Source organism: Janthinobacterium sp. C22 (genome assembly GCF_057919405.1).
The window spans coordinates 3,300,546-3,325,081 of record NZ_CP193659.1 but is presented as its reverse complement, the minus strand read 5'-3'; the positions used below and the strand labels follow the sequence as shown (position 1 = coordinate 3,325,081).

The 24,536-nt window shown below is 63.8% G+C and carries 21 protein-coding genes, 1 pseudogene and 1 riboswitch; of the genes and pseudogenes, 12 read left to right on the top strand and 10 right to left on the bottom strand.

Features of this window, described 5'->3' with window-relative positions; all coding sequences use genetic code 11:
* Positions 1-161: 161 nt before the first annotated feature.
* Positions 162-248: riboswitch (cyclic di-GMP riboswitch) on the top strand.
* 83 nt (positions 249-331) lie between these two features.
* The 6 genes from ACRHIG_RS15505 to ACRHIG_RS15480 all read left to right on the top strand — a co-directional run bounded on the left by ACRHIG_RS15505 (position 332) and on the right by ACRHIG_RS15480 (position 5,302).
* Positions 332-2,950 carry a S53 family peptidase gene (locus ACRHIG_RS15505; RefSeq protein ID WP_489630705.1) on the top strand — a complete coding sequence of 873 codons (2,619 nt, stop codon included), beginning with the start codon at positions 332-334 and terminating at the stop codon, positions 2,948-2,950.
* 136 nt (positions 2,951-3,086) lie between these two features.
* Positions 3,087-3,524 (top strand): MbcA/ParS/Xre antitoxin family protein, encoded by a 438-nt coding sequence (locus ACRHIG_RS15500; RefSeq protein ID WP_489630704.1) that lies wholly within the window; start codon positions 3,087-3,089, stop codon positions 3,522-3,524.
* Positions 3,525-3,526: 2 nt separating this feature from the next.
* On the top strand, positions 3,527-4,234 hold the full coding sequence (locus ACRHIG_RS15495; RefSeq protein ID WP_489630703.1) for an RES family NAD+ phosphorylase: 708 nt from the start codon (positions 3,527-3,529) through the stop codon (positions 4,232-4,234).
* 42 nt (positions 4,235-4,276) lie between these two features.
* Positions 4,277-4,597 carry a DUF2288 domain-containing protein gene (locus tag ACRHIG_RS15490; RefSeq protein ID WP_489630702.1) on the top strand — a complete coding sequence of 107 codons (321 nt, stop codon included), beginning with the start codon at positions 4,277-4,279 and terminating at the stop codon, positions 4,595-4,597.
* Between the two features lie 100 nt (positions 4,598-4,697).
* Positions 4,698-4,970, top strand: coding sequence for a type II toxin-antitoxin system Phd/YefM family antitoxin (locus ACRHIG_RS15485; RefSeq protein WP_070313584.1), 273 nt, complete (start codon positions 4,698-4,700; stop codon positions 4,968-4,970).
* An 8-nt stretch (positions 4,971-4,978) separates the two neighbouring features.
* The gene (locus tag ACRHIG_RS15480) at positions 4,979-5,302 is read left to right on the top strand and encodes a type II toxin-antitoxin system RelE/ParE family toxin (RefSeq protein WP_489630701.1); all 324 of its coding nucleotides are present in this window, start codon (positions 4,979-4,981) and stop codon (positions 5,300-5,302) included.
* On the opposite strand, the gene ACRHIG_RS15475 is transcribed toward ACRHIG_RS15480, so the two are convergent.
* The 4 genes from ACRHIG_RS15475 to ACRHIG_RS15460 all read right to left on the bottom strand — a co-directional run bounded on the left by ACRHIG_RS15475 (position 5,288) and on the right by ACRHIG_RS15460 (position 10,165).
* Positions 5,288-6,070: an ABC transporter ATP-binding protein gene (locus ACRHIG_RS15475; RefSeq protein WP_489630700.1), complete on the bottom strand. Its 783-nt coding sequence runs from the start codon at positions 6,068-6,070 to the stop codon at positions 5,288-5,290. The two genes, ACRHIG_RS15480 and ACRHIG_RS15475, sit on opposite strands and share 15 nt — an antisense overlap.
* 10 nt (positions 6,071-6,080) lie before the next feature.
* A complete protein-coding gene (locus tag ACRHIG_RS15470; protein ID WP_489630699.1) occupies positions 6,081-8,024 on the bottom strand; it encodes a branched-chain amino acid ABC transporter ATP-binding protein/permease in 1,944 nt (647 codons plus the stop codon).
* A 7-nt stretch (positions 8,025-8,031) separates the two neighbouring features.
* Entirely contained in the window at positions 8,032-8,922 is an 891-nt protein-coding gene (locus tag ACRHIG_RS15465; protein ID WP_475416641.1) for a branched-chain amino acid ABC transporter permease, read from the bottom strand.
* Positions 8,923-9,007: 85 nt separating this feature from the next.
* Entirely contained in the window at positions 9,008-10,165 is a 1,158-nt protein-coding gene (locus tag ACRHIG_RS15460) for an ABC transporter substrate-binding protein (protein WP_076571165.1), read from the bottom strand.
* 366 nt (positions 10,166-10,531) lie between these two features.
* Here ACRHIG_RS15460 and ACRHIG_RS15455 point away from each other — a divergent pair, with 366 nt between their 5' ends.
* The 3 genes from ACRHIG_RS15455 to ACRHIG_RS15445 are packed head-to-tail and all read left to right on the top strand — an operon-like array spanning position 10,532 to position 11,877.
* On the top strand, positions 10,532-10,996 hold the full coding sequence (locus ACRHIG_RS15455) for a hypothetical protein (protein ID WP_489630698.1): 465 nt from the start codon (positions 10,532-10,534) through the stop codon (positions 10,994-10,996).
* 47 nt (positions 10,997-11,043) lie between these two features.
* The gene (locus ACRHIG_RS15450) at positions 11,044-11,439 is read left to right on the top strand and encodes a hypothetical protein (protein ID WP_489630697.1); all 396 of its coding nucleotides are present in this window, start codon (positions 11,044-11,046) and stop codon (positions 11,437-11,439) included.
* 24 nt (positions 11,440-11,463) lie between these two features.
* Positions 11,464-11,877, top strand: a complete 414-nt coding sequence (locus ACRHIG_RS15445; RefSeq protein WP_489630696.1) for a hypothetical protein — start codon at positions 11,464-11,466, stop codon at positions 11,875-11,877.
* Between the two features lie 19 nt (positions 11,878-11,896).
* Here the strand turns inward: ACRHIG_RS15445 and ACRHIG_RS15440 are convergent, their stop codons facing one another.
* The 3 genes from ACRHIG_RS15440 to ACRHIG_RS15430 form a co-directional block, all read right to left on the bottom strand.
* Positions 11,897-15,034 (bottom strand): heparinase II/III domain-containing protein, encoded by a 3,138-nt coding sequence (locus ACRHIG_RS15440; RefSeq protein WP_489630695.1) that lies wholly within the window; start codon positions 15,032-15,034, stop codon positions 11,897-11,899.
* A gap of 184 nt (positions 15,035-15,218) precedes the next feature.
* Positions 15,219-15,707: a tetratricopeptide repeat protein gene (locus tag ACRHIG_RS15435; RefSeq protein ID WP_489630694.1), complete on the bottom strand. Its 489-nt coding sequence runs from the start codon at positions 15,705-15,707 to the stop codon at positions 15,219-15,221.
* Entirely contained in the window at positions 15,704-17,737 is a 2,034-nt protein-coding gene (locus tag ACRHIG_RS15430; RefSeq protein WP_489630693.1) for a bifunctional 2',3'-cyclic-nucleotide 2'-phosphodiesterase/3'-nucleotidase, read from the bottom strand. Before ACRHIG_RS15430 ends, ACRHIG_RS15435 begins: the two co-directional genes overlap by 4 nt.
* A gap of 202 nt (positions 17,738-17,939) precedes the next feature.
* Between ACRHIG_RS15430 and prfB the strand changes: the two genes are divergently transcribed.
* From prfB to lysS, 3 genes and pseudogenes are all read left to right on the top strand, one after another.
* A protein-coding gene (gene prfB / locus ACRHIG_RS15425) for a peptide chain release factor 2 (RefSeq protein ID WP_139143151.1) occupies positions 17,940-19,044 on the top strand; the annotation gives its coding sequence in 2 pieces (ribosomal slippage) (positions 17,940-18,020 and positions 18,022-19,044; 1,104 coding nt in all).
* A gap of 2 nt (positions 19,045-19,046) precedes the next feature.
* Positions 19,047-19,747, top strand: a pseudogene (locus ACRHIG_RS15420) (HAD family hydrolase).
* An 18-nt stretch (positions 19,748-19,765) separates the two neighbouring features.
* Positions 19,766-21,295 (top strand): lysine--tRNA ligase, encoded by a 1,530-nt coding sequence (lysS, locus tag ACRHIG_RS15415; protein ID WP_070291572.1) that lies wholly within the window; start codon positions 19,766-19,768, stop codon positions 21,293-21,295.
* Between the two features lie 203 nt (positions 21,296-21,498).
* Here the strand turns inward: lysS and ACRHIG_RS15410 are convergent, their stop codons facing one another.
* From ACRHIG_RS15410 to ACRHIG_RS15400, 3 genes are read right to left on the bottom strand one after another with little or no spacing between them, the layout of a single operon-like run.
* Positions 21,499-22,500, bottom strand: coding sequence for a Gfo/Idh/MocA family protein (locus ACRHIG_RS15410; protein ID WP_489630692.1), 1,002 nt, complete (start codon positions 22,498-22,500; stop codon positions 21,499-21,501).
* A 12-nt stretch (positions 22,501-22,512) separates the two neighbouring features.
* Positions 22,513-23,535, bottom strand: a complete 1,023-nt coding sequence (locus ACRHIG_RS15405; protein ID WP_489630691.1) for a porin — start codon at positions 23,533-23,535, stop codon at positions 22,513-22,515.
* A 35-nt stretch (positions 23,536-23,570) separates the two neighbouring features.
* Positions 23,571-24,530, bottom strand: a complete 960-nt coding sequence (locus ACRHIG_RS15400) for a 2-hydroxyacid dehydrogenase (RefSeq protein ID WP_489630690.1) — start codon at positions 24,528-24,530, stop codon at positions 23,571-23,573.
* Positions 24,531-24,536: the final 6 nt, after the last annotated feature.

Genomic DNA, 24,536 nt, shown 5'->3' with positions numbered 1-24,536 from the left:
GCCTTTAAGGCTTAATCAAGCTGGCAAGATTACATCGCGAAATGGGTAAATTCGCCACATTGTATGGCAAAAATAAAAATATTGATTGAAAATAGTTAACACTTATTTGGCAAATTCGCTAGAATCGATAACGCATCAGCTAATTCATCATGATGCTTGATCAGTTCTGAGGGCAAACCCGTCGAAAGGCGGGGACGCAAAGCCACCGGCCTACCGCGCGCAAGCGCCACGGCAGCGGGGCTGCCAATGCAGGGCCGGGACCGCCAGCGCGCGGCGCCAGCCTGGATGCATTGTCGAGATGTGGCCCTCGCCCAACTCGGAGAGTTTCGCCATGAGAAAAATCATTCCCCCGCATCCCCGCCACGGGCGCCTGCTGCTGGGCGCCACGGCCGCCATCCTGCTGGGCGCGTGCGGCCCCGGCCAGGAGACGGCGGCGCCGCCCGCCGCCATCGCCACGGCCGCGACACAGTTCAGCGTCGAGGTACCCGTCATCCCTGCCGCCGTCGGCGCACTGGTGGCGCAGCCGATGTTCCATGCGGCTCCGGCCCTGCTCGATGCGCCGGACGGGCGCGACAACGCCAACAGCAGCGGTTCGGCCCACTGGCGGCCGCATTTGCAGCACGTGCCGCGCGCCATGGCGGACATGGCCACGCGCCGCCTGACGGCGCAAAAGATCGCCGCCGCGCAGCAGGCGGCGCAAGACAGCGCGCCGCTGCTGTCCGGCGGCGCGGCGGACACCGTCGCGCCGATGGCCGGCAGCAGCGTCGTGGCCACCTACTCTCCCGCGCAAATCCGCGCCGCCTACGACCTGCCCGCCCTGCCGGCGGCGGGCACGGCGCTGACGCCGGCCCAGGCGGCCCAGCTGGGCGCCGGGCAGACGATCTATATCGTCGACGCCATGCATAACCCGAACGCGGCCGCCGAACTGGCCATCTTCAACCAGAAATTCGGCTTGCCCGGCTGCACCACCAAGACCATCGCCACGAATGCCGCCCTGCCATTGCCGCCAGCACCGCTCAGCGGCTGCGAATTTTCCGTCGTGTACAACACGCCATCGAGCACCATGACGGCCACCGCGCCCGCCTATAACTCGGGCTGGGCCATGGAAATCGCGCTCGACGTGCAATGGGCGCATGCCACGGCGCCGCTGGCGCGCATCGTGCTGATCGAGGCGCCCGACGCGTCCATCAACAGCCTGCTGGGCGCCGTGCGCCTGGCCAACCTGATGGGGCCTGGCGTCGTCTCGATGAGCTTTGGCGCCGCCGAAGGCAACTGGACGGCCTCCGTCGACAGCGCCTTCACGGGCAAGAACATGAGCTACCTGGCCGCCACGGGCGACTCGGGCAGCGGCGTGTCCTGGCCGTCCGTCTCGCCCAACGTGCTGGCCGTGGGCGGCACCACGCTCAGCTACAGCGGCAGCGGCGTGCGCAGCGAAGCAGCCTGGTCCGGCACGGGCGGCGGCATCAGCGCCTACACGGCACTGCCCAGCTACCAGACGGCCAGCGTGCCCGGCCTGACCAATCTGCTGCGCCGCAACGTGGCCGACGTGGCCTTCAATGCCGACCCCGCCACGGGCCAGTACACGGCCGTGATGGCACAGGGCAGCAGCACCGCCAGCTGGCTCAGCATAGGCGGCACCAGCCTGTCCACGCCGCAATGGGCCGGCCTGGTCGCCATCGCCAACGCCAGCCGCGCGCTGCAGGCGAAGACGGCGCTCGGCTTGCCGCACAACATGCTGTACGGCCAGATCGCCAGCGTGCCCGGCACCTTTGCCAGCAGCTTTGCCGACATCACGCGGGGCAGCAACGGCACCTGCAGCGTCTGCACGGCCAGGGTCGGCTATGACCCGCTGGGCGGCCTGGGCACGCCGAACGTGAAAAGCCTGCTGGCCGGCCTGTCGGGCACGCAGATCGCCCCGACAGCCCCCGTGGTGGCGCCGGCCAGCATCAGCGGCGCGGCCGGCAAGCCGCTGTCGTTCACCGTCTCGGCCAGCGCAGCCAATCCTCTCAGCTACACCATGCTGGGCGCGCCGGCCGGCATGAGCATCGCCGCCACGGGCGTGGTCAGCTGGGCCGCCCCCATTGCGGGCACGTATGCCGTGACCATGCTGGCCAAGGATACCGTCACTGGCCTCAGCGGCCAGGGCGTGTACGGCATCGTCATCGCCCCCGTCGCGCCGCCCGTCGTGGCCGCCGGCGCCATCACGGGCAAGGTGGGCACGGCGCTGACGTTCAATGTCAGCGTTACGGCCGCCAATCCCGTCAGCTACGCGCTCGCCGGCGCGCCGGCCGGCATGGCCATCAGCAGCGCCGGCCTGGTGAGCTGGGCCGCGCCCGTGGCCGGCACCTACGCCGTCACCGTGACGGCCACGGACAGCAAGACTGGCCTGAGCGGCAAAGGCATCTACACAGTGGCCATCGCCGCCCCGCTGCCGCCCGTGGTGACGGTCGCCGGCGTCAGCGGCAAGCCGGGCGTGGCCCTGTCGTTCAGCGCCACGGTGGTGGCGCCCAACCCCGTCAGCTACAGCCTGTCGGGCGCGCCGTCCGGCATGAGCATCAATGCCGCCGGCGTCGTCAGCTGGGCCAGCCCCGTGCTGGGCAGCTACAGCGTGACCGTCATCGCCAGGGACACCAAGACGGGCTTGACGGGCCAGGCCGTGGCCTCGGTGAAAATCGCCGCCGCCGGCCCCACGATCAGCGCCGCCGCCATGACGGGCGTGGCGGGCAAGGCCATGAGCGGCAGCATCGTGCTGACGGCGCCCGGCGCGAACGCGCTGTGGATCTCGATCATCGGCGCACCGCTGGGCATGCAGTTCTCCATGAGCGGCATGACCATCACGGCCTACTGGCCGCAACCGGTGACCGGCAGCTATACGCTGAAGGTCGTGGCGCTGGACAATAAAGGCTTGACGGCGCAGCTGAACGTGCCGGTGACGGTCACGGCAAGATAAGCTGGCGCGGCCTGCCAACGGGGCGCAGCGGGACACACGTCCCCTGCGTCCCGTTTTTCATGCGCGCGGCCGTTGCAACAAATCCAAAAAAGGAGTATAAATAGTCCATAAACAGACTCCTATTGAAGGACATATCATGCATCTCGCCTATGCCTACCCCAAGAGCCGCTTCGAGCCGGCCGTGCTCGTCGACCTGAATGCCAAAGCCGAGCGCGAGCGATTGTCGCAGGCGGCATTAAAAGGATTTTTCAAGCTGGCCGCCGCGTGGAAACTGCGCGACGACGATGCGCGCGAATTGCTGGGCGGCCTGTCCAGCAGCGCCTGGTACGAGTGGAAGAAGCACCCGGACCGCGTGCTGGAAGTGGACCGCATCACGCGCATTTCGTATTTGCTGGGCATTTATAAAGCCTTGCACATCCTGTATGGCGACAAGCTGGCCGACGAATGGGTAAGTTTACCCAACAAGAACCCCGTGTTTGGCGGCCGCACGCCGTTGTCGCAGATGCTGGCAGGCGGCTTGCTGGCCATGCAGACCGTGCGCAAGCTGCTCGATGCGCGCCGCGGAGGCCTGTGATCGTGCCGGCAGCCCCGCATGCCCACCTGCCGCCGCTGGCCGCCTTGCGCCAGATCGACACCTGCCGCCTGATCCCGTCGCGCTTTGCCGACATGGAGGATTCCGTGCTGGCGCCCCTGGCCGAGGACGACGACCACCTGCGCGAGCTGTTCGAACTCGATAACGCGACCAACGCGCGCCTGGTGGCCGAGTACGGCGGCGCGCCAGGAATTGGCGTGGACGAACTGGTTTTTGGCGTGCCGCACTTTCGCATCATCAACGCCGCCTACACGTATGCCCGCCCGGAAGGGGCGCGTTTCAACGATGGCGAGCGGGGCGCCTGGTATTGCGCCTTCGACATGAAAACGGCGCTGGCCGAGATCATTTTCCACAAGACCGTGGAATACCAGGAAATCGACTATTTCGACGACAGCGTCAGCTACCAGTCGCTGCTGGCCGACTTCTCCGCCAGCTTCCACGACCTGCGCGGCCAGGAACGCTACCAGGCTTGCCTCGATCCGGCCAGCTACATCGCCTCACAAGACCTGGCCGCCATCCTGCTCGACGCCGGTTCCATGGGCGTGATCTTCCCCAGCGTGCGGCACGCCAGCGGCACCAACCTGGCCTGCTTCCGCCCCGCCCTGGTGGGCAATGTTCGCAAAGGCGCCGCCTATCGGTTAACATGGCAGGGTACGCCGACGCCGCACGTGGAAGCCTTGCCAGGCAAATAACGCGCGCGCATCGGCGCCCGACTCACCGCAACCTGATCTCACATGCAAACCAATCCTGAAAAAGACACCGAACTGCGCCTCAAAGTAAACAGCGAAACGGCCCGCCTGGCCTGGAGCGAACTGGAAAAGCACTTCGCCCAAGGCAATGTCGTCTGGATCGCCAACGAGCTGGACCTCGTCGAAGTGGCCGTGCGCATCTCGCACGACGACAAGGTCACCATCACGCAATGGATGGTCGATGGCAAGGTCGCCAAGGTCTCCGACCAGCAGGCGCTGGAGTGGCAGGCGGCCGATGCGTCCCTATGGGCCGTCGTCGTCAGCCCGTTCATCCTGGTGCAGCAGGAAAAGCCGACCAGGCACTGACACTTACAGGCTGCGCTCGACGTAAAGAAAATGCGCAGTCAACTAAATTTGGCACTTAATTTAGTTATCCAATGTTGGTCTGCAACTTGTGGAGGACGGCATGAACTTTCTCAATATTCAACCAATTAGCTACTTGAAGACGAACACCAGCGACGTGGTCAAACAGGTGCTGGAGACGCATGACCCGGTAGCCATCACGGTGAACGGCAGAGTTCAGGCAATTGTTCAAGACCCTGTCAGCTATCAAAAGACTCAAGATCAGCTTGCCATGCTCCGCATCCTTGCTCTCGGCCGCAAGCAGATTGAGGAAGGTAAAATCATTGATCATGATGACGTTGTGGCCCTTCTGGAAGCTGAAGACGACGACAATTGATTACACAAATGAAACTCATTTGGACGCAGTACGCCTTGAACGATTTGCAAGACATTCGCTCCTACCTGAAGCAGAACGAATCCCTGGCTTTTGCCAGGAAGGTGACGCAAGCGATTCTGGCTGAAGTCAATTCTCTCAAAGATTGGAACATTCAAGGCAGCTTTGTTCCTGAACTTGAAGACCTTCATTTGACGACTCACCGCCAACTCTTGGCCGGCCAGCATCGCATCCTTATCGAGTATGGACATAACGATATCGTTTACGTTCATATGATTGCCCATACCCGCCGTGACCTGGAAGCAATGATACGCCGTCGCCTACTCACTGCGTAATACGGAGGATGTGACAATGCGCAGCAAGCGCATTGTCAGACCATCATCAATGCCCTCCCCCAGATACGCCGCGATCACCTTCGGGTCGGTTTTCAGGCTCTCGGCCGGCCCGTGCACGGAAATGCTGCCGTTTTCCAGCACGTAGCCGTAATCGGCCACGTTCAGGGCGGCGGCGGCGAATTGCTCCACCAGCAGCATGGTCACGCCTTCGGCCTTCAAGCGCGTGATGATGCGGAAGACTTCTTCCACCAGGATGGGCGCCAGGCCCATCGACGGCTCGTCCAGCAGGATCACTTCGGGGTTCAGCATCACGGCGCGGGCCATGGCCAGCATCTGCTGCTCGCCGCCCGACAAGGTGCCGGCCAGCTGGTCACGCCGCTCCTTCAGGCGGGGGAACAGTTCCAGGGCCTTGTCCAGGTCGCCCTTGATGTCGCCTTTCGGGCGCGCGCGCGTAAAGCGGGGGAAGGCGCCCAGCAGCAGGTTGTCCGTCACCGACATCGAGGCGAAGACCCTGCGCCCTTCCGGCGAATGGGCCAGCCCGGCGCGCGCGATGCGGTGCGAATCGAGGCCCGTGACATCCTTGCCGCCCAGGGTGACGGTACCGGATTTGGGTTTGAGCATGCCGGAAATGGCGCGCATGGTGGTGGTCTTGCCGGCGCCGTTCGAGCCGATCAGGGTCACCAGCTTGCCCTTCGGGACTTCGAGCGAAATGCCGTGCAGGACTTCGACTTTGCCGTAGGCGGCGTGCAGATTGTTAATGGTCAGCATGGTCTTCCTCTCAGTGCGCCGCGGGGCTCAGGGTGTCGGCGCTGCCGCCCAAATAGGCTTCGATCACTTTCGGATCGCTTTGCACGGCGCTTGGCACGCCTTCGGCGATCTTCTGGCCGAAATCGAGCACCGTCACCACGTCCGACAGGGCCATCACCACGTCCATGTGGTGCTCGATCAGGATGATGGTGATGCCGTGCTCGCGGATCTTGCGGATGATGGCCATCAGTTCCTTGATGTCGGGCGCCGTCAGGCCCGCCGCCGGCTCGTCGAGCAGCAGCAGGCGCGGGTTGAGGCCCAGCGCGCGGCCGATTTCCAGCAGCCGCTGCTTGCCGTACGGCAGATTGCGCGCCTCTTCGTTGGCCAGGTCCGCCAGGCCCACGAACTCGAGGATGCTGGCGGCCCGCTCGCGCGCGGCCTTTTCTTCGCGCTTGTAGCGGGGCGTGTGCAGCATCACGTCCAGCACATTCGACCTGAAGGTGTTGTGCAAGCCCACCAGCACGTTCTCGGTGGCCGTCATCTCGCCGAACAGCTGCACGTTCTGGAAGGTGCGCGCCACGCCGCCCAGGGCGATTTCGGACGGCGTGCGGCCGGAAATGACGGCGCCGGCAAATTCCACCTTGCCCGCCGTCGGCTTGTAGATCCCCGTCAGCACGTTCATCATCGTGCTCTTGCCCGAGCCGTTCGGCCCGATCAAGCCGTGCACGGAACCTTGCGTGACGTTCAGGTCCACCTGGTTCAGCGCTTTCAGGCCGCCGAACTGCATCAGCGCCTGGTCCACGCGCAGCAGGGTCGCGCCCTGCTGCCCGCCCTGCGCGTGGTCGAACGGCGCCACGCCGTGCGAAGCGACGGCCTGCACGTGGCGCCGGCCCTTGCCGATAAAGCTCATCAAGAAGCCGACGATGCCGTCCTGCAGGTAGTACACGACGAACAGGGTCATCAGGCCGAAGATGGTCAAACGCCAGTCGACCATGTTTTCCAGCTTGTAGGAAAACGCGGCCAGGCCGATGGTGGCCACCAGGGGCACGAGCACGCCGCGCACGGTGGAGCGCTTTTTCGCCAGCATGAAGGCGGAGCCGATCACGCCCAGCACGGCGGCGGAGACGGCGATCTTGCGGAACAGTTCGATGTCCGACAAGAGGCTCGGCAGCATGACGACGATCAGGGCGCCGATCAGCGCGCCCGAACGCGTCTTGCGTCCACCCATGATGACGGCCAGCAGGAACAGGATCGTCAGTTCGAAGTTATAGGTATTGGGCGAGATGTATTCTTCCGAATACGCATACAGGCTGCCGGCCAGGCCCGCGAAACCGGCGCTGATGACAAAGGCATACACCTTGTAGCGGTAGACGGACACGCCCATGCAGTCCGAGGCGATGGGGCTGTCGCGCAAGGCTTCAAACGCGCGGCCCAGGTTCGACTTCAGGATGCGGTGCACCACCACCAGCGAGATCACCAGCAGCGCGGCGACCATGTAGTAGTACTCCACTTCCGTCAGCTTGTGGCCGAACAGGACGGGTTTGTGGATCTTGATGCCCATCGGGCCTTCCGTCAGGAAGCTCATCTCGTTGATGAGGATTTGCACGATGGTGCCGAAGGCCAGGGTCACCATGGCCAGGTAGGGTCCCGTCACGCGCAGTGCCGGCAAGGCCAGGATGGCGCCGAACAGGGCCGCGCCCGCGATGCTGGCGGGGATGGCCAGCCAGAATGAGACGCCCAGCTTGAACACCAGCACGCCCGTCACGTACGAGCCGATGCCGAACAGGCCCGCATGGCCCAGCGACACCTGCCCCGTGTAGCCGACGACGATATCGAGGCCGAACAGCAGGATGGCGTAGATCAGGATGGTCTCGGCCAGGTGGATGTAGTACGGGTTCGGAATGACGATGGGGAACAGCGCGAGCGCGGCCAGACCCGCCGCGCTCAGCGCCAGCATGGTGATTTTCTTGTTCATGTGGTCCTCAGACTTTCTTGATCGCGGCTTTGCCGAACAGGCCGGACGGCTTGACGGCCAGCACCAGCAGCAAGAGCAGCAGGCCGGGCACTTCCTTGTAGCCGGTGGAGATGTAGTAGCCGGTGGTCGTCTCGGCAATGCCCAGGATCAGGCCGCCCACGATGGCGCCCACGCCCGACGTCAGGCCGCCGATGATGGCCACGGCAAACGCTTTCAGGCCCAGCGAGGCGCCCATGGTGGCCCCCGTCAGGGTCAGCGGCGCCACCAGCACGCCCGCGAAGGCGGCCGTGGCCGACGACAGCGCATAGGAAAAGGTGATGACCATGCCCGTGTTGATGCCCATCAAACCGGCCGCGTCGCGGTCGTTGGCCGTCGCCACGACGGCCTTGCCGTAGATCGATTTGCGGTTGAATACTTCGACGGCCAGCATGATGGCCAGCGCGCCGACGATGACGGCCACCTGCATCTGCTGCACGTTGGCGCCAAACACCTGGAACGGCGCGGCCGACAGGGGCGACGGGAACATCAGGTCGTCCTTGCCCCAGATGTTTTCCGCCACGTTCTTGAAAATGATGGCCAGCGCGATGGTCGACATGATCCAGCCGAATTCGGACTTGATCTTGATGGCGGGCCGCACGCCTATCCATTCGACGAACACGCCCTGCAAGGCGCCGAAGACGATGACGACGGGGATCATCAGCAGGTAGCTCATGTAGGGGCCGCCGTGGATGGTGCCCACCAGGGACAGTCCCACGAGCGCGCCCAGCATCAGCGATTCGCCCTGGCCGAAGTTGAGGGTGCCGGACGTGGCAAAGGTCAGCTGGTAGCCGAAGGCGATGACGGCATAGATCATGCCCAGCGCGACGCCGCTGAAGACGAGCTGCAGGAAGATTTCCATGGTATTCCCCGAAGGATGGGAGATAAAAAAATGGCCAGTCCTGATTCCTCAAGGCTGGCCACTGCGCGGCGAAGGTCTGCCAGGCTTATTTCGCGAGGACGACTTTGCCGTCCTTGACTTCGCCGAAGACCGTCAGCTCGGCCGTGATCGCTTCATGGTTGGTCTTGCTGAACGGCTTGTTGTAGGTGGTGACGGCGCCTTCCACCTTTTCATTCAGGTTTTCCAGCGCGGCGCGCACTTTCGGGCCGTCCGTGCCGCCCGCCTGCTTGAAGGCGGCGGCCAGCAGATAGATGGAATCGTAGCCTTGCGCGGCCGAGACGGCCGACGGCATGCGTCCGCCCGATGGCTTGTAGGCGGCCACATAGGCGTCGATGAAGGCCTTGCGCTTCGGCGTGCTGGCGTCCTGGATGAAGGTTTGCGGCATGCGCGTGCCATTGCCGTTCTTGCCCGCGTTGTCGATGAAGTTACCCATGGCCAGGGTCCAGCTGCCGATCAGCGGCACTTTCCAGCCCAGTTTTTCCATGCCGTTGGCGATCTGCGCCAGTTCCGGGCCGATGCCGTAGGTCAGCACGACTTCCGCCCCCGCCTGCTTGGCTTTCAGCAACTGGGCCGTCATGTCGACGTCCTTGATGTTGTATTTTTCAACGGCGACGGGCTTGATGCCCTTCTTGTCGAGCGCCTTTTCCAGGTCTTCGCGGCCCAGCTGGCCATAGTTGGTGGAATCGGCCAGGATCGCCACTTTCTTGAACTTGCGGTTCTCGATCGCCTCATGCACGATCATGCCGGACTGGATGGTGTCATTGGCCGCATTGCGGAAGATGTAGTTTTCCGGCTGGTCGGCGAATTGCTTGGTGACGATGGAACCCGTCGCCACATTGTTCATGACGGGAATTTTGGCTTCCTGGTAGAAGCGCTGCGAAGCGAGGGCCACGCCCGTGTTGATGTAGCCGACGGTGGCGGCGACCTTTTCCTTGTTGATCAGTTCCTGCGCGATCTGCACGCCGCGTTCGTTCTTCGCCTCGTCATCGCGCTCGATCAGCAGAAGCGAACGGCCCAGCACACCGCCCTTGGCATTGATTTCCGCGACGGCCAGCTTGACGCCGTCGCGCATCGACACGCCCATCGGCGCGGAACCGCCCGTAAACGGTCCGGACACGCCGATCTTGATGGGGTCGGCTGCGACGGCCGCCTGCGAGAAACCCAAAACCAAACTTGCCACGAGCAATTTCTGTTTCAAATTCATTGTCATCTCCTCTGCTACAACGTTTTAAATGCCACTTATTTTTATAGTCGTACGCTGGATAACCGCCCCATCGATAAATCATTGTAGGTGAGTAAACATGCACCAGCAACAACTACATATGACGCGTCGCAACATGCGAAAAAGACCGCATTACGCGTCCGATGTCAGTCTTTTGTAAGGAAAATATGGCGCAAATTGGCGCACCTGCGCCATTCCGCAACAGCCCTGGCGCCGATACGGGGCCGCCAGGCGACGTCGACAGCGAACTGATCTGGCGCAATACTGCCCTTGTTCAGCATGCTAACGTCGGCCATGCCAGCGCGCGCGCGCCGGCCCCGTCAGCCACTGCTACCGCATGGAGGCCATATGCAGCGCCCGTCGAACTCGTCCGTTTCCACCCTGCTTCTTTACGCCAGCGCCAGCCTGCTGCTGGGCGGCTGCGCCACCGACCTGGCGCCCGTGCGCACCTTTGCCGACCAGACGCAAAAGATGTCGGTCCACTTCGAACCCATGCTGGCGGGCGGCGTCCGCAGCTGCATGGACAAGGCCATGCGCAAGCGGTTGATCCTGGCCGAGCGTTTCGATGCGCAAGCCAGCGAACAGGCGGCGCGCGCCGATTGCGCCGCCATCGCGCAGGCCGGCGCGTCAATCGCCAGCCTGAACGACGTCCTGCTGCGCTATGCCCAGACCATGGCGGCGCTGGCCGATGACAGGCTGCCTCTCTACAAGGAAGAGCTTGGTGGACTCGGCGATGCGCTGGGCGGTCTGGCGCAACCGGGCGGCGGCGCCCCCTGCTCGATCCGGGCAAGCTGGCCAAGGTCGTCAAACTGAGCGAGCACCTGAGCCGCCTGGCCACGCAGCGCCGGCAGAAATCGGCCTTGCGCGAACTGCTCGACGAGCAGGAAGCCGTCGATATCGTCAGCGATGCGCTCAAGGAGTATGCGCAGCACGGCTACCGGGCCGGCTTGCAGGATGAATTGCGCGACCTGGACCTGCTGCGCGGCGCCGTCGACCAAGCCGCGCCGCGCGAACCGCTGGCCGCCAATTACATCCGCACGCGCTTGCACCTGGAAGGCCGGCAGTTACAGGAAAGGGAAAAGATCGCCGCCGCGTACGTCGCCGCCGTCGACACGCTGCAAGCGAGCGTGGCCGCGCTGAGGGCCAATCTCGACCGCCTGCAGGCGCCCGAACTGGAACGGCAGCTGGCGCAGTTTTCACGCGACGTCGACACGCTGCAGCGGCAAGCGGCGTTCTATGCCCCCGCCCGCTGGTAAGCGGCGCGCACACAGGAGTATCCCATGACCCCACTGACCGAACTGACAAAAGAGCAAAGCTACGCCATCGCCGACAGCCTGGCGCAAGCGTCAAGCCTGGTGCTGGAATTGCGCATCCGCGAACGCGAAGCGCTGGCGCCGGACGAGCGCGCGCTGCTGGAGCAATATGAAAACCACCTGGACCAGATGGTGGCCCTGTTCCGCGCCTACGGCATTTACCTGACGTCCGAAGGCGCCGAGCAGGCGCGCGGCGACATCGAGGGCGCCATCGCCAAGGGCAAGGCGCAGCTCAAGCGCATCGCCGACGTCAAGGCCGCCATCGCGGCGGCGGCCAGACTGGTCGACCTGGGCGCCGCCATCTTGTCGCGCGACCCGTTCGCCATCGGCGAGGCGGCGGCCAGTTTGCGGGCCAGGCCGAAGAAGGAAGAAGCGGCATGAACGCCAGCCTGTTGCCGCCCTACTCGATGCTGAGCACGCCCTGATCCGAACTGGGGTGCGTACCCGCCCCTGGCGCAACCTCGACCAGGCTGCGGGCAAACGCGCCGCCCGCTGGCGCCGACGTCAAGGCGTAATGAACGCCAGGCTTCAGGCCGGTGGCCAGGATGGCGCCGGCGGCCAGCGGCGAGGTCCAGTCCATGCGCGCAGCGGGCGCCACGTCGCGATTGAACAGCACGTGCAGCTGACTACCCAGCAACAGCGCCTCGGTATTGGCTACGGCCGCCAGGCGCCGCGTATCTGGCGGCTGCGCCGTACCGGTGGCGCCATCGTTGTCGGCGACAAACAGCGTGTGCAGGAAATACTCGGGCGCATCGACCGCAGGCGCCGTTGCCGATGTGACTTCCAGGCGCCAGGCGCCCACATCCTCATTGGTGGTTTTCTGCTCGCTCTTTTGCGGCGGATGGTTGAACCACAGATCGCTGCCATCGGCCTGGCGGCGGCGCACCATGAAACGGCAGTCGCCGCTGCTGGCCCATTGCTCGTTCGCCTTGACCGGGCTCATCTGCCTGCACATGGTGCCGTCATGATCGCGCCCGCCGACCTTGTGCACGACGGCATTCTCTGGCAGCACGGTTTGCGCGATCAGCATGCCGTCGCCATTGCGCACGGTGGCGATGCGCCGCTGTCCCGTGCTGTAGCCGAGCTTGTAGCGGCCATCCCCCAAATTACTGGTACTGGCGGTATTGGCAGCGGGATCGTGCGCCGTATGCAACAAGAATGTCGCCGGCAAGCCGCGTTTGCTGCGCACGCTGTCGAAGATCACCGTCACCGGCTTGGGCCAGAATGCCGGCTGGCGCAGGAACAGTACTTGACGCACAAAACCGTTATTCCGGTCTAGCCGCGTTGCCGAATAGGCCTTGCTGGCATTGCCGCTGGCATAGGTATATTCCGGCGTATTTTCATAGCGCACGATGCCATCGAGCGCATTCACGCCACCGGGCTGGATTTCGTCTATCGTCGGATAGTTCTGTTGCAGCGCTTGCATCCACTGTCCGCCATCACGGCTCAGGCCGCTCCCCGTCATCAGACGCTCCGTTGGGTCGTCCACCGTATCGTAGACCGTGATCGTGTTATGCGCCACACTGCGCGTGTAGTAATTCCACCAGTGCACGCTTTCATAGCTATCGTACAAGCCCGTATCGAGCAGCAATGGCGCCTTGTAATACAACGCAAAGCTGTTCTGGTCGGCGTGCTGGTGGTTCTGCGCGGCGAACGAGGACGATTTGAAGTCCAGCACGGTGGCCTGCGCATAATTCCAGGTATCGCGCATCAGCACCTGGCCCGACACCTTGAAATGGCGCGCCAGCGGCAAGCTTTGTATCGGCACGGGCGCTACTTCCGCGGGCCAAAACAAGCGTTCCAGGATCTCGTCGCCACCGCCGCGATGCGCCTTGACCTGATCGCGATAGAAAGACCAGGCGACGCCATCGCCGCCAACACTGGCCACGCCGCGCGACAACTGGCCGAGCAGTGGATTGCCTACGGGCAAATCATAGTTATCTCCGCTGGCAGGAAACGTGCCATTGCTGCGCAAACCGTAGATATATGGGTACAACAATTGATCCTGCCAGTCGGCCTGCAGCAGCGGCGTGCCGCCCGAATTGTCGAGTCCCGTGCGCCACAGCAGCAAGCGCTCGGGGATGCTCGACACGCCATACGCGAAACCCATCTGATGACCGCCATCGGCCGAAATGGCGGCGCGCGCGGCCATGAAGCCCTTGTCGAAATGTGCATACGCCGTGTCGATCATCGGCACGACTTCAGGATGCTCTTCCGCGATGGCCAGCAATCCCACCGCCATGTTGGTCACGGCACTGAAGGCATGGCCGCTGACATAGTAAGTGGCAATCGAGGGAGACGGAGTATTGCGGTTCCAATGTTCATATATGGGTTTCTGCTCGCAATCGAAGACCGTACTCGTGTCGCGCAAGTGCTGCTGGCTGCCACACATGGAAGCCACCAGATGGTCGCCCTTGGTTGCCGTATTTTCGGCCGCTATCGTATCCTTGATCCTCTGCGCCAGGGCGGACCGGTAAGACCCGGTGCCCAGTGCGGCAGGCACACTCTCGCTGCCCATCAGATCAAACAGCCAGTCATAGACGAGGCCCATGGCAGCCACCCTGCCCCCCATCGACCATTCATTGCCGGCGGGCAGTGGGCTCGCCAGCAGCATGTCGGCATACGTCAGCAGGCCCTGCCTGTACTTGTCCTGCTCCGTCAGCAGCCATGCCATGGACAGCAATTGCGCGCTTTCATAGATCGTCCCGCGATGCCCGGTGGCGACATTGCACGCTTTCGGGTAGTCGGACGACGTGGGCGCGATCGTGGCGCAGCTGCGGATTTCCGCCAGGCGCTTGTCGGCCGCATAAATGAAGGCATTCCAGGCGATGTTGAGTCCCGCATCCATGGTGGGATAGCTGATCAATGCCGCACCCTGGCCATCACGCAAGACGAAGCCCTGCATCTCTTCGTTGCGCCTACCGCCGAGGCTGAATATCTGCGCATCCGCCTTCCACTCGACGGGCACCCCGTTCTCGGTCTTCCAGACGGTGGGAATGGCGACATCGTTTACCGTCAACTCGAGCCGGTGCGCCTGGCTGTCCCAAGAGAATCGCATCCTGGAGAGCTCGCCTGGCTTCAAGTTGACCTGGGTACTTGAGGCATACACGTTATTTCCCAGCAATGCGAACTGGATACCCACCGTTCCGCCACTGTTTCCCGCCCCGGCGGGCACATCCCAGCCATCCACATGGCGTATCAGAATCGCATTGCCGGTACCAATGTACTGGCCAAAAATGGCTTGATCCGCCGTGTCGCCGCTATTTTTGTGCTGCGCCAGCAACTGAAAACCGATGCTGCCCTTGGTGGCGGGGAAGCGCGCAGTGGGGTAATAAGGCAGTTGTGCCTTGAGGGCTTCAAAGCCAGCCTGGCTAACAAACAGCTTCGGATGGCCCATCTTGACAGGCGCGGGCAGCTGCGCCATCGCGCAAGACGCCACCATCGCCAGCATGCCCAGACCCGCATGCCGCCATCGTTTGCCTGGCAGGCGCGGGGAGACATCACGGACGGATTTCCTTGCCATTGCTTGCATTGCCATACGTTTCCTCAATTTCCATAACAAAGTTATCAAAAGACCATTCATGACATACTGCCACGGATCTTTTAATAACAACAATAAATGGACTCAAACTGAGCCAAATAGAGAAGAAAATATAAGGAAAGGACTTATTTGCGAGAATTAATATTTCTTGAGAAAAATAAGCAATTCTCCAGGCGCATCATCACGGCTCGGCGGCACGGTGCCCCATCGCATGCGTGGCCATCTTCTGGTACAGGAACGATTGCTCCTCGCTGTGTGCGTAGCCCATCTGCCCTTCGGCCAGGGCGACGGATTTCTGCTGCAGCGCTTCCGGGTAGTCCAGGTCGCAGGCGGCGTCGAGCCAGTAGCGCGCCCTGGCTTCGTCGGTATCGGCCAGCATGTTCGCCACGATGAACATGGCGGACGCCACGCCCCGTTGCGCGGCCAGTTCCAGCCAGCGCAGCGCGGCAGCGCCGTCCTGCGGGCCGCCCATGCCGTTCTTGTGCATCAGTCCCAGATAGTACGCGGCGGGACCGCTGCCCTGCCCCGCCTCGCGTTCGAACAGGATGCGCGCCTGCGGCTGGGTCGCGATTCCCGCGCGCATCAAGGTCTTGGCCTGGGCCGTCAGGTCCGGCCCTGCCGATGCCAGCGGCGATACGGCCAGGGCGATGGCACACAACCATGCCTTCACTTCGACAGGTCCACTTGATACAGCGCAAAGCCCTTGCCCGCGCCGTCGTCAGCTTTCAGCTGCGTCACGTTGTCGATGCCGGCCGCTTTGGCCAGCTCGATCACGTTCGGCGCCGAGTGAAACACCACCGGGCCTTTGGTGGCCACCTTGGCGAAGCGCCAGCTGCGCGCCGCGCCGTTTTTCGCGCGCGTCAGGTTTTTCTGCTGCGTCACATACGCGATCAAGAGTTCGCGGTTGTTGTCGGGCGAGGCCACCACCGTCTTGCTGCCGTCGAGGCCAGGGAAATTGCCGCCGCCGCTGGCGCGGTAGTTATTCGTCGCGATGAGGAATTCCTGCGCCGCGTCCACAGGTTTACCTTTGTAGCTCAGACCCTGGATGCGCCGGCCCGGCGGCTGCGTGACGTCGATCTGGTAGCGCACGTCGGCGCTGGTGATGGCGTCGAAGTTATAGCTTGGGTGGGCCGTGTTGACCAGTTCCTGCGCTTCCAGCTTGTTCGGGTCGATGGTATTGAAGCGCCGCGCCGACTGCTCCAGCCAGGCTTTCAGCTCCGCGCCATTCATCTTCACGCCGTACAGCGCATTCGGATACAGATACAAATCGGCCGCATTGTTCAGCGCCACGTTGCCCGCCTTGACGTCCGTGTAGTCGGACACGCCCGCCGAGCCGCTCTTGAACGGCGACGACATCGACAGCACGGGCAAGTGCGCGTACTGCGGCAAATTCGCTTTTACATACGCGGCCAGGTAGCCGGCCTGCGCCTGGTTCACCACCTCAATGGCGCTGACGTCGCCCACGTCGGCGAAATACGTCGACATGCGGAAGTCCGTGGCGCCGACCGGTGTCTGCACGTAGGCGATCGTCGCCGCGTGCTCCTCGGCCACGAGCTTGGCGATGGCCGCGTCGGGTTGTACATAGCTCTTGTCCGCATTCTGGATGCCGCGCGCTTCCACCGTGGTGGCGCTCTTGTCGACCACCCACTGCTTGCCGTCGTGGCGCAGGTGCAAGCCGATCACGCCCAGGTGCTTGCCCCACAAATTGGCCATCACGGTGGGTACGCCGTTGACCAATCCCTTGACCTTGTCGACGCCGGGCAGATTAAACTGCGGCACCGTGCTGGCGGCGTTCGGGAACAGCTGGTGCGAGTGGCCGATCAGCATGGCGTCCACGCCCGGTACTTGCGACAGATAGTAATTGCCGTTTTCCATGGTGGGCGAGTACGGGCTGTCATCGAGACCGCCGTGCGAGATGGCCACCACCAGCTCGGCGCCTTTCGCGCGCATCTCGGGAATGAATTTTTCCGCCGTCTCGCGCACGCCCTGCGTATAGACGCGCCCTTCCAGCCAGCGCTTGTCCCAGGCCATGATGGTGGGCGGCGCGAAGCTGATGATGCCCACCTTCACGGTGGCGGTGATGGCCTTGCCATCGGGGCCGGCGGCCGTGATCTGCTTGTCGATGATGTGGTACGGCGCAAACAGGGGCTTGCCCGTCCTGGCGCTGTAGACGTTGGCCAGCACTTGCGGGAACGCGGGGCCGGCGCAGCGCGGTTTGCCGGCATCGACGCTGTCGACGTCGAAGCGGTTGCCCGTCACCTGGCTCAGGAACGCCAGGCCGTAATTGAATTCATGGTTGCCGATGCCGCCGCCGTCCACTTTCAGCAAATTCATCGCCTTGTAGATGGCCAGGGTCTGGTCGCAGGCCAGCGGTTTGACCAATGCCTGGTAGTCGGCCAGCGCCGTGCCCTGGATGGTGTCGCCGTTGTCGAGCAGCAGATTGTTCGGGAATTGCGCACGCGCCTGGGCGATCAGGGCCGCCGTGCGTTCCAGGCCGATCGACGGTTCCGCCTGCAGCTTGTAGTAGTCATAACTGAGTACGTTCGCGTGCAAGTCCGTCGTCTCCAGCAGGGCCAGGGTGGCGCTGCTGCCGGCCGGCGCGGCCGATGGCGCCGGGGCGGATCCCGTGGCGGCGGGCGGCAAGGCGCCGCAGCCGGCCAGCAGCAGCGGTAACAGGGCGAGACGGGGAAGTTGAAGCATGATGTGTTCCTGTGGAAAGACAATATCGCCAGCATCATACGCAGCACGATAGCCATCATCAAGGCAAAAATATTGTCGCAAATACAGCAAAATACGCATTTTATTGCCCCGCGCGGCCGCAATTGCGCCGCGGCGGCAGCGGAAACGCGCCACGCTCGCGTATAATTCAGGGTTTGATTTCACCATAGAAGACCAGAACATTATGGAAGCCGAACGCATCAATATCATCTCCGCCCTGCTCAACGACCTGACGGTCCGCGAAGCCGAACTTCGGAGGTATCTTTGACTTCACTGTCAAGTCGGAGAAACTAGAGCAAGTCAACGAAGAACTGGAAGACCCTACCGTCTGGAACGATCCCAAGCGCGCCCAGGACCTCGGTAAGGAGAAGAAGGCGCTGGAAGCCATCGTCTTTACCCTGGCCAAGGCCGATGCCGACCTGCGCGACACCCGCGACCTGTTCGACATGGCCCGCGAAGAAGGCGACGACGAGACCCTGGAAGCGATCGAGCAGGACGTGCAGGAAATCCGCAAGGTCATCGAAAGCATGGAATTCCGCCGGATGTTCAACAATCCGATGGACCCGAACAACTGCTTCATCGATATCCAGGCCGGCGCCGGCGGCACGGAAGCCCAGGACTGGGCCTCGATGCTGTTGCGCCAGTACCTGCGCTATTGCGAACGCAAGGGTTTTAAAGTTGAAATCCTCGAGCAGTCCGACGGCGAGGTCGCCGGCATCAAGACGGCCACCTTGAAGGTCGAAGGCGATCACGCCTACGGCTTCCTGCGCACGGAAACGGGCGTGCACCGCCTGGTGCGCAAGTCGCCGTTCGACTCCGCCAACGGCCGCCACACCTCGTTCACGTCGCTGTTCGTGTATCCGGAAGTCGACGATTCGATCGAGATCGACGTCAACCCGGCCGATATCCGCGTCGATACCTACCGCGCGTCGGGCGCCGGCGGTCAGCACATCAACAAGACCGACTCCGCCGTCCGCATGACCCATGCGCCAACCGGCATCGTGGTGCAGTGCCAGAACGACCGTTCGCAGCACCGCAACCGCGCCGAAGCGATGGAAATGCTGAAAGCGAAACTGTACGAGCATGAACTGCGCAAGCGCATGAGCGAACAGCAAAAGCTGGAAGACTCGAAGACGGACGTGGGCTGGGGTCACCAGATCCGCTCCTACGTGCTGGACCAGTCCCGCATCAAGGACTTGCGCACCGGTTTCGAGACGGGCAATACCAAGGGGGTGCTCGATGGCGACATCGACGACTTCATCTCCGCCTCGCTCAAGCAAGGCGTATAAGGATGAACGCATCCGCTCCGGTGCCGGCGCAGCGCGCCTTCCTGTTCGACATGGATGGCACGATCGTCGACAACATGGCCTTCCACACGACATCGTGGCTGGCGTTCTTTGAACGCCACGGCCATGCGCTGGACGCGGACGCCTTTTTCCGCGACACGGCAGGACGGCAGGGCCGCGAAATCATCGCCAAGTACCTGGGCGAGGATGCCGACCACGTCACCCTGCTGGCTGAAAAGGAAGTCGTCTACCGCGAACTGTATGGCCCGCACCTGGCCACGGTGCTTGGCCTCGACCGGCTGATCGCCAGCGCGCGCCGGAATGGCGTGGGGCTGGTGGTCGGCACGGCCGCGCCGGACGAGAATATCGCGTTCACGCTCGACGGCCTGGACCTGCACCACCGCTTCGACGCCATCGTCGGCGCCGCCGACGTGGAACGGGGCAAGCCGCACCCGGACGTGTTCCTGAAAGGCGCGCAGCTGGCCGGCGCGCTGCCGCAAGACTGCATCGTCTTCGAAGACGCGCCCTGGGCGTGGAAGCGGCGCGCCGTGCCGGCATGCGGGTCGTGGTACTCACCACCACCCTGCCGGCCGAGGCGTTTGCCGCATTCGACAACATCATTGCCATCGTGCCGGATTTCTCCGCACTCGACGTCGACGCACTGTTTGCCAGCGTGGCGCCAGCGCTGGCACCACATCATCAATAATCACCAACGAAGAACACCATGACTACGGATATCCAAGAACAAGCCGCCGCCCCCGATGAAAACAAGATCATCGCCGAGCGCCGCGTCAAGCTGGCCGCACTGCGCGAACAAGGCGTCGCCTTCCCGAACGATTTCCGCCCCGAGCACAAGGCGGCCGATCTGCACGCGCAATACGGCGGCAAGACGCGCGAAGAGCTGGAAGCCGAACCTGTCACCGTGGTGCTGGCCGGCCGCATGATGCTCAAGCGCGAAGCGGGCAAGAAAGCCGCCTTCGCCACCCTGCAGGACGCTTCCGGCCCGAAGGCCGACGGCCGCATCCAGATCTACGCCACGCTTGATCTCACCGGCGAAGCGGCCATGGCCGCCCTGCACCACTATGACCTGGGCGATATCCTGGGCGTGACGGGCACCCTGTTCAAGACCAAGACGGACGAACTGACCATCAAGGTCACCGAACTGCGCCTGATCACCAAGTCGCTGCGCCCGCTGCCGGACAAATTCCACGGCCTGGCCGACCAGGAAACGAAGTACCGCCAGCGCTACGTCGACCTGATCATGAACGAAGAGACGCGCCGCACCTTCAAGGCGCGTACCGCCGCCATCTCGTCGATCCGCCGCTTCATGGAAAAGAACGAGTTCATGGAAGTGGAAACGCCGATGCTGCACACGATCCCCGGCGGCGCGGCGGCCAAGCCGTTCATCACGCACCACAATGCGCTCGACATGCAGATGTTCCTGCGCATCGCGCCCGAGCTGTACCTGAAGCGCCTGGTCGTGGGCGGCTTCGACCGCGTGTTCGAGATCAACCGCAACTTCCGCAACGAAGGCGTGTCGATCCGTCACAACCCGGAATTCACGATGATGGAATTCTATGCGGCCTATACCGACTACAAATGGCTGATGGATTTCACGGAAGCCGTCATCCGCCAGGCCGCCATCGACGCGCACGGCACCGCCACCCTGACCTACGGCGGCCGCGAACTCGATTTGGCAAAACCGTTCCACCGCCTGACCATCGTCGAAGCGATCAACAAGTACGCGCCGGGCTACACGCCGGAGCAGCTGAACGATGCTGACTTTATCAAGGAAGAGCTGAAGAAGTTCGGCGTCAAGCCGTTCGCCACGGCCGGCCTGGGCGCGCTGCAACTGGCGCTGTTCGAAGAGACGGCTGAAGCGCAGCTGTGGGAACCGACCTACATCATCGACTATCCGGTCGAAGTGTCGCCGCTGGCGCGCGCTTCCGACACGGTGGCCGGCATCACCGAACGCTTCGAGCTGTTCATGGTGGGCCGCGAGATCGCCAACGGCTTCTCCGAGTTGAACGATGCGGAAGACCAGTCGGCCCGCTTCCTGGCGCAAGTGGCCGCCAAGGACGCCGGCGATGAAGAGGCGATGTTCTACGACGCCGACTACATCCGTGCGCTGGAATACGGCATGCCGCCAGCCGGCGGCTGCGGCATCGGCATCGACCGTTTGATGATGATCATCACGGATTCGCCGAACATCCGCGACGTCCTGCTGTTCCCTCACCTGCGCCGAGAAGAGTGATGAACACCTGAAAAATCTACTGCGCGTCGCGATTTGCGGCCTGCGATGCTCACTGCCTCGGCGGCCCCGTGCCTAGCACAGTTGCGCTTCTTAGCCGCAACTCACATCCGCTCGCTACGATTTTTCAGGCGTTCGAGGCTTCAAGGCAAAAAAGCCGCCTGATTTTTGCGATCAGGCGGCTTTTTTACGTCTGCCGCAGGCCGTCAGCCGGCCAGGGTCACGCGCTGGTGGCTGCGGCTCGCTTGCTGCGCCGCCAGCGCCGTCGCCAGCGCGCGCATGCCGTCGTCGCCCGTGGCTGCCGGCTGCCCTTCGCCGCGCATGGCGCGCTGGAAGGCGCGCACCGAGCGCACGTACAGGTTTTCATGCTCGACGGGGATGTCGATGCTGCCGCCGTCGCGCGTCAGGCTGATGCTGCCGACGGGGCGCTGCGTCATCACGCCGGTGGCGAAGATGGTGCCCTTGCTGCCGATGATTTCCACGCCGGACAGCGAATACGGCGCGTTGAACGCGTCGTGCACCTGCACCAAAGTGCCGTTGTCGAACTCGATGACGGCCATCAGACCCTCTTCCAGCCCCGCCACCGTCATGCCGCCGCTGGTGGCGCAGGCGGTGACATGGCGCGGTTCCGCGTCCAGCAGGAAGCGCAGGGTATCGACATCGTGCACGAACATGTCGAGCGTGACGCCGCCCGATTCCGGCGCGTCCAGACGCCAGCCCCGCAGGTGCTGCGGCAGGTTGTTCGCGTGCAGCACGCGGCAATACAAGGGCTGGCCGATCTCGCCCGCGCGTATCAGCTCGCGCACCTTGCCGTGGCTGGCGGCGTTGCGCAAGTGGTGGTTAATCCCCAGCACCACGCCCGCTTCGGCGCAGCCGTCGACCATGCGGCGGGCGTCCTCCAGGTTCAGCGCCAGCGGCTTCTCGCACAGCACGTGCTTGCCCGCGCGCGCCGCCTGCAAGGTCTGCGCCATGTGCCACTCGTTGGTGGTGCTGATGTACACGGCGTCCGCGCCCGGATGGGCCAGCGCCGCATCGAGGTCCGTGTAGCTGGCGGCGATGCCGAATTGTTCCGCAAAGGCGGCGCCGCGCGCGGCATCGCGGCTGACCACGGCCAGCACTTCCGCATCGCCCTGCTGGCGGATCGCGTCGACCATCCATTCGCGCGCCACGGTGCTGGCGCCGACCAAAATCCATCCGGTTTTCTTCATTCGATTCTCCAGTTAAAAAGTGTGGCGCAGGCCCAGGTTCCAGGCCTGGTTGCCGGTGCCGTTGTCGGTGGCATTGCCCACCAGGTAGGCGGCGCCGTTGCGGTTGTCGATGTGCGCGTAGGCCGCGTACAAGGTGCTGCGTTTCGACAGCGCGTACGTGTAGCCGATGCCGAGCTGGCTAGCGTCGCCGCTGGCGGCGCGCCGGTCGTCGCGCCGCACGTACGAAAACAGGATGCGGTGCGGACCCACGGGCACGGTGGCGCCCAGCATCAGGTCCGCGCTGTCGACCGTGGTGGCGGCACCGGCCGTGCTCTTGCTGACGGCGACGGCGCCATGCGCCTTGACCACGCCGAAGTCCCAGGTGGCGCCCAGCACCGTGTTTCTCGCCGTCCCCACCACCTGCGCGGCAGACAGGGTATTGGCGTCCTGGTGCGCCATGCGCACGTACAGCGGCCCGCTGGCATAGGTGGCCGCCGCGCCCATGTAGCGCCTGGCCGAGGCGTCGCCCGGCACTTCGCCGAAGCCGTACGCCAGTTCGCCGGACAGCCCTCCGCGCACGGGCGAGCTGTAGCTGATGCTGTTGTCGACCCGGCTGATGTAGCCGGCCGTGAAGACATTGCTCATCCTGCCAGCAAAACCCAGGTAAAACGGGTCCAGCACGCCCAGGCTGCTATCGATGAACGTGTACTGGCGGCCCAGCCGCAAGGTGCCTGCCGCACTGGCGAGGCCGACGAAGGCCTGGCGTCCGAACAGCAGGCCGCCCTGGGCCGAAGCGCCCGTGTCGGCCAGGATGCCCGCATCCATCGTAAAGATCGCCGTCATGCCGCCGCCCAGGTCTTCGCTGCCCTTGAAACCCAGGCGCGAACCGTTGGCGATGCCGCTCGTCAGCTTGAGCACCCTGCCTCCGGGGCCGCCGCTCTCGGACACCACGCCCAGGTCCGCGATGCCGTACATGGCCACGTTCGACTGCGCCGCGCACAGGCCGCCGCAGGCGCCCGCGCCGATGATCATTGCCCTTGCTACCTTGTTCTTCATCTCTTGCCCTGTCCATTCTTTTATAAATACTGTTCTTAGCTGACCAGGTGACGCGGCCGCTCGCCGCGCAGGCCGGCCAGCAGGTTGTCCACGGCTTGCTGCGCCATGGCGTAGCGCGTTTCATGCGTGGCCGAGCCGATATGCGGCAGCGCCACCACGTTGGCCATGCGCGGCAGCGGATTGTCCGGCGCCAGCGGTTCGCGCTCGAACACGTCCAGGCCGGCGCCGTGGATGGTGCCCTGCTGCAGGGCCTCGATCAGCGCCGCCTCGTCGACGATGCGCCCGCGCGAGCCGTTGATGAAGATGGCGCCGGGGCGCATCAGCGCGAATTCGCGCCGCCCCATCATGCGTTCCGTCTGCGCCGTCAGCGGCAGCACCACGCAAACGAAGTCGGAGCCGGCCAGCAGCTCGTCGAGCGCCATCTGGCGCGCGCCCAGCGCCGCCTCCACCTCGGGCACGGCCTCGCCGTTCACGTACAGCACCTGCATGCCGAAGCCCAGCGCGGCGCGGCGGGCGACGGCGCGGCCAATGCGGCCCATGCCCAGCATGCCGATGGTCTTGCCGTGCACATTGACGCCGTACTGGCTTTCGCCCACGCTGCGCGTCCAGCGTCCGGCCTTGACGAATTCGGCCAGTTCGACGACCCTCCGCGCGCTGGCGAGGATCAGCGCGAAGATCGTGTCGGCCGTCGTTTCCGTCAGCACGTCCGGCGTATTGGCCAGCAAAATGCCCCGTTCGCGCAAGTAATCGACGTCGAACTGGTCGACGCCCACCGAAATGGTGGAAATGATGCGCAGGTCCAAGGCCGGGTCCAGCAGTTCGCGGTCCAGGCGCACGCTGGCGCCCAGCAAGCCATGCGCACCGCGGATGGCGGCGGCGAACGCGGCGCGGTTGCCCGCGTCGATCGCCTCGAAATACGTCACCTCGCATTCGGCGCGCAGGCGCGCCAGCAGCGGTTCGGCCAGCTTTTTATACACAAGCACATGTTTTTTCACGAGTTT

Bases quoted from the DNA above. Each gene is read 5' to 3' on its own strand.
- ACRHIG_RS15505 (WP_489630705.1), top strand. From the start codon at position 332: ATGAGAAAAATCATTCCCCCGCATCCCCGCCACGGGCGCCTGCTGCTG.
- ACRHIG_RS15500 (WP_489630704.1), top strand. From the start codon at position 3,087: ATGCATCTCGCCTATGCCTACCCCAAGAGCCGCTTCGAGCCGGCCGTG.
- ACRHIG_RS15490 (WP_489630702.1), top strand. From the start codon at position 4,277: ATGCAAACCAATCCTGAAAAAGACACCGAACTGCGCCTCAAAGTAAAC.
- ACRHIG_RS15485 (WP_070313584.1), top strand. From the start codon at position 4,698: ATGAACTTTCTCAATATTCAACCAATTAGCTACTTGAAGACGAACACC.
- ACRHIG_RS15480 (WP_489630701.1), top strand. From the start codon at position 4,979: ATGAAACTCATTTGGACGCAGTACGCCTTGAACGATTTGCAAGACATT.
- ACRHIG_RS15475 (WP_489630700.1), bottom strand. From the start codon at position 6,070: ATGCTGACCATTAACAATCTGCACGCCGCCTACGGCAAAGTCGAAGTC.
- ACRHIG_RS15470 (WP_489630699.1), bottom strand. From the start codon at position 8,024: ATGAACAAGAAAATCACCATGCTGGCGCTGAGCGCGGCGGGTCTGGCC.
- ACRHIG_RS15465 (WP_475416641.1), bottom strand. From the start codon at position 8,922: ATGGAAATCTTCCTGCAGCTCGTCTTCAGCGGCGTCGCGCTGGGCATG.
- ACRHIG_RS15460 (WP_076571165.1), bottom strand. From the start codon at position 10,165: ATGAATTTGAAACAGAAATTGCTCGTGGCAAGTTTGGTTTTGGGTTTC.
- ACRHIG_RS15455 (WP_489630698.1), top strand. From the start codon at position 10,532: ATGCAGCGCCCGTCGAACTCGTCCGTTTCCACCCTGCTTCTTTACGCC.
- ACRHIG_RS15445 (WP_489630696.1), top strand. From the start codon at position 11,464: ATGACCCCACTGACCGAACTGACAAAAGAGCAAAGCTACGCCATCGCC.
- ACRHIG_RS15440 (WP_489630695.1), bottom strand. From the start codon at position 15,034: ATGGCAATGCAAGCAATGGCAAGGAAATCCGTCCGTGATGTCTCCCCG.
- ACRHIG_RS15430 (WP_489630693.1), bottom strand. From the start codon at position 17,737: ATGCTTCAACTTCCCCGTCTCGCCCTGTTACCGCTGCTGCTGGCCGGC.
- lysS (WP_070291572.1), top strand. From the start codon at position 19,766: ATGACTACGGATATCCAAGAACAAGCCGCCGCCCCCGATGAAAACAAG.
- ACRHIG_RS15410 (WP_489630692.1), bottom strand. From the start codon at position 22,500: ATGAAGAAAACCGGATGGATTTTGGTCGGCGCCAGCACCGTGGCGCGC.
- ACRHIG_RS15405 (WP_489630691.1), bottom strand. From the start codon at position 23,535: ATGAAGAACAAGGTAGCAAGGGCAATGATCATCGGCGCGGGCGCCTGC.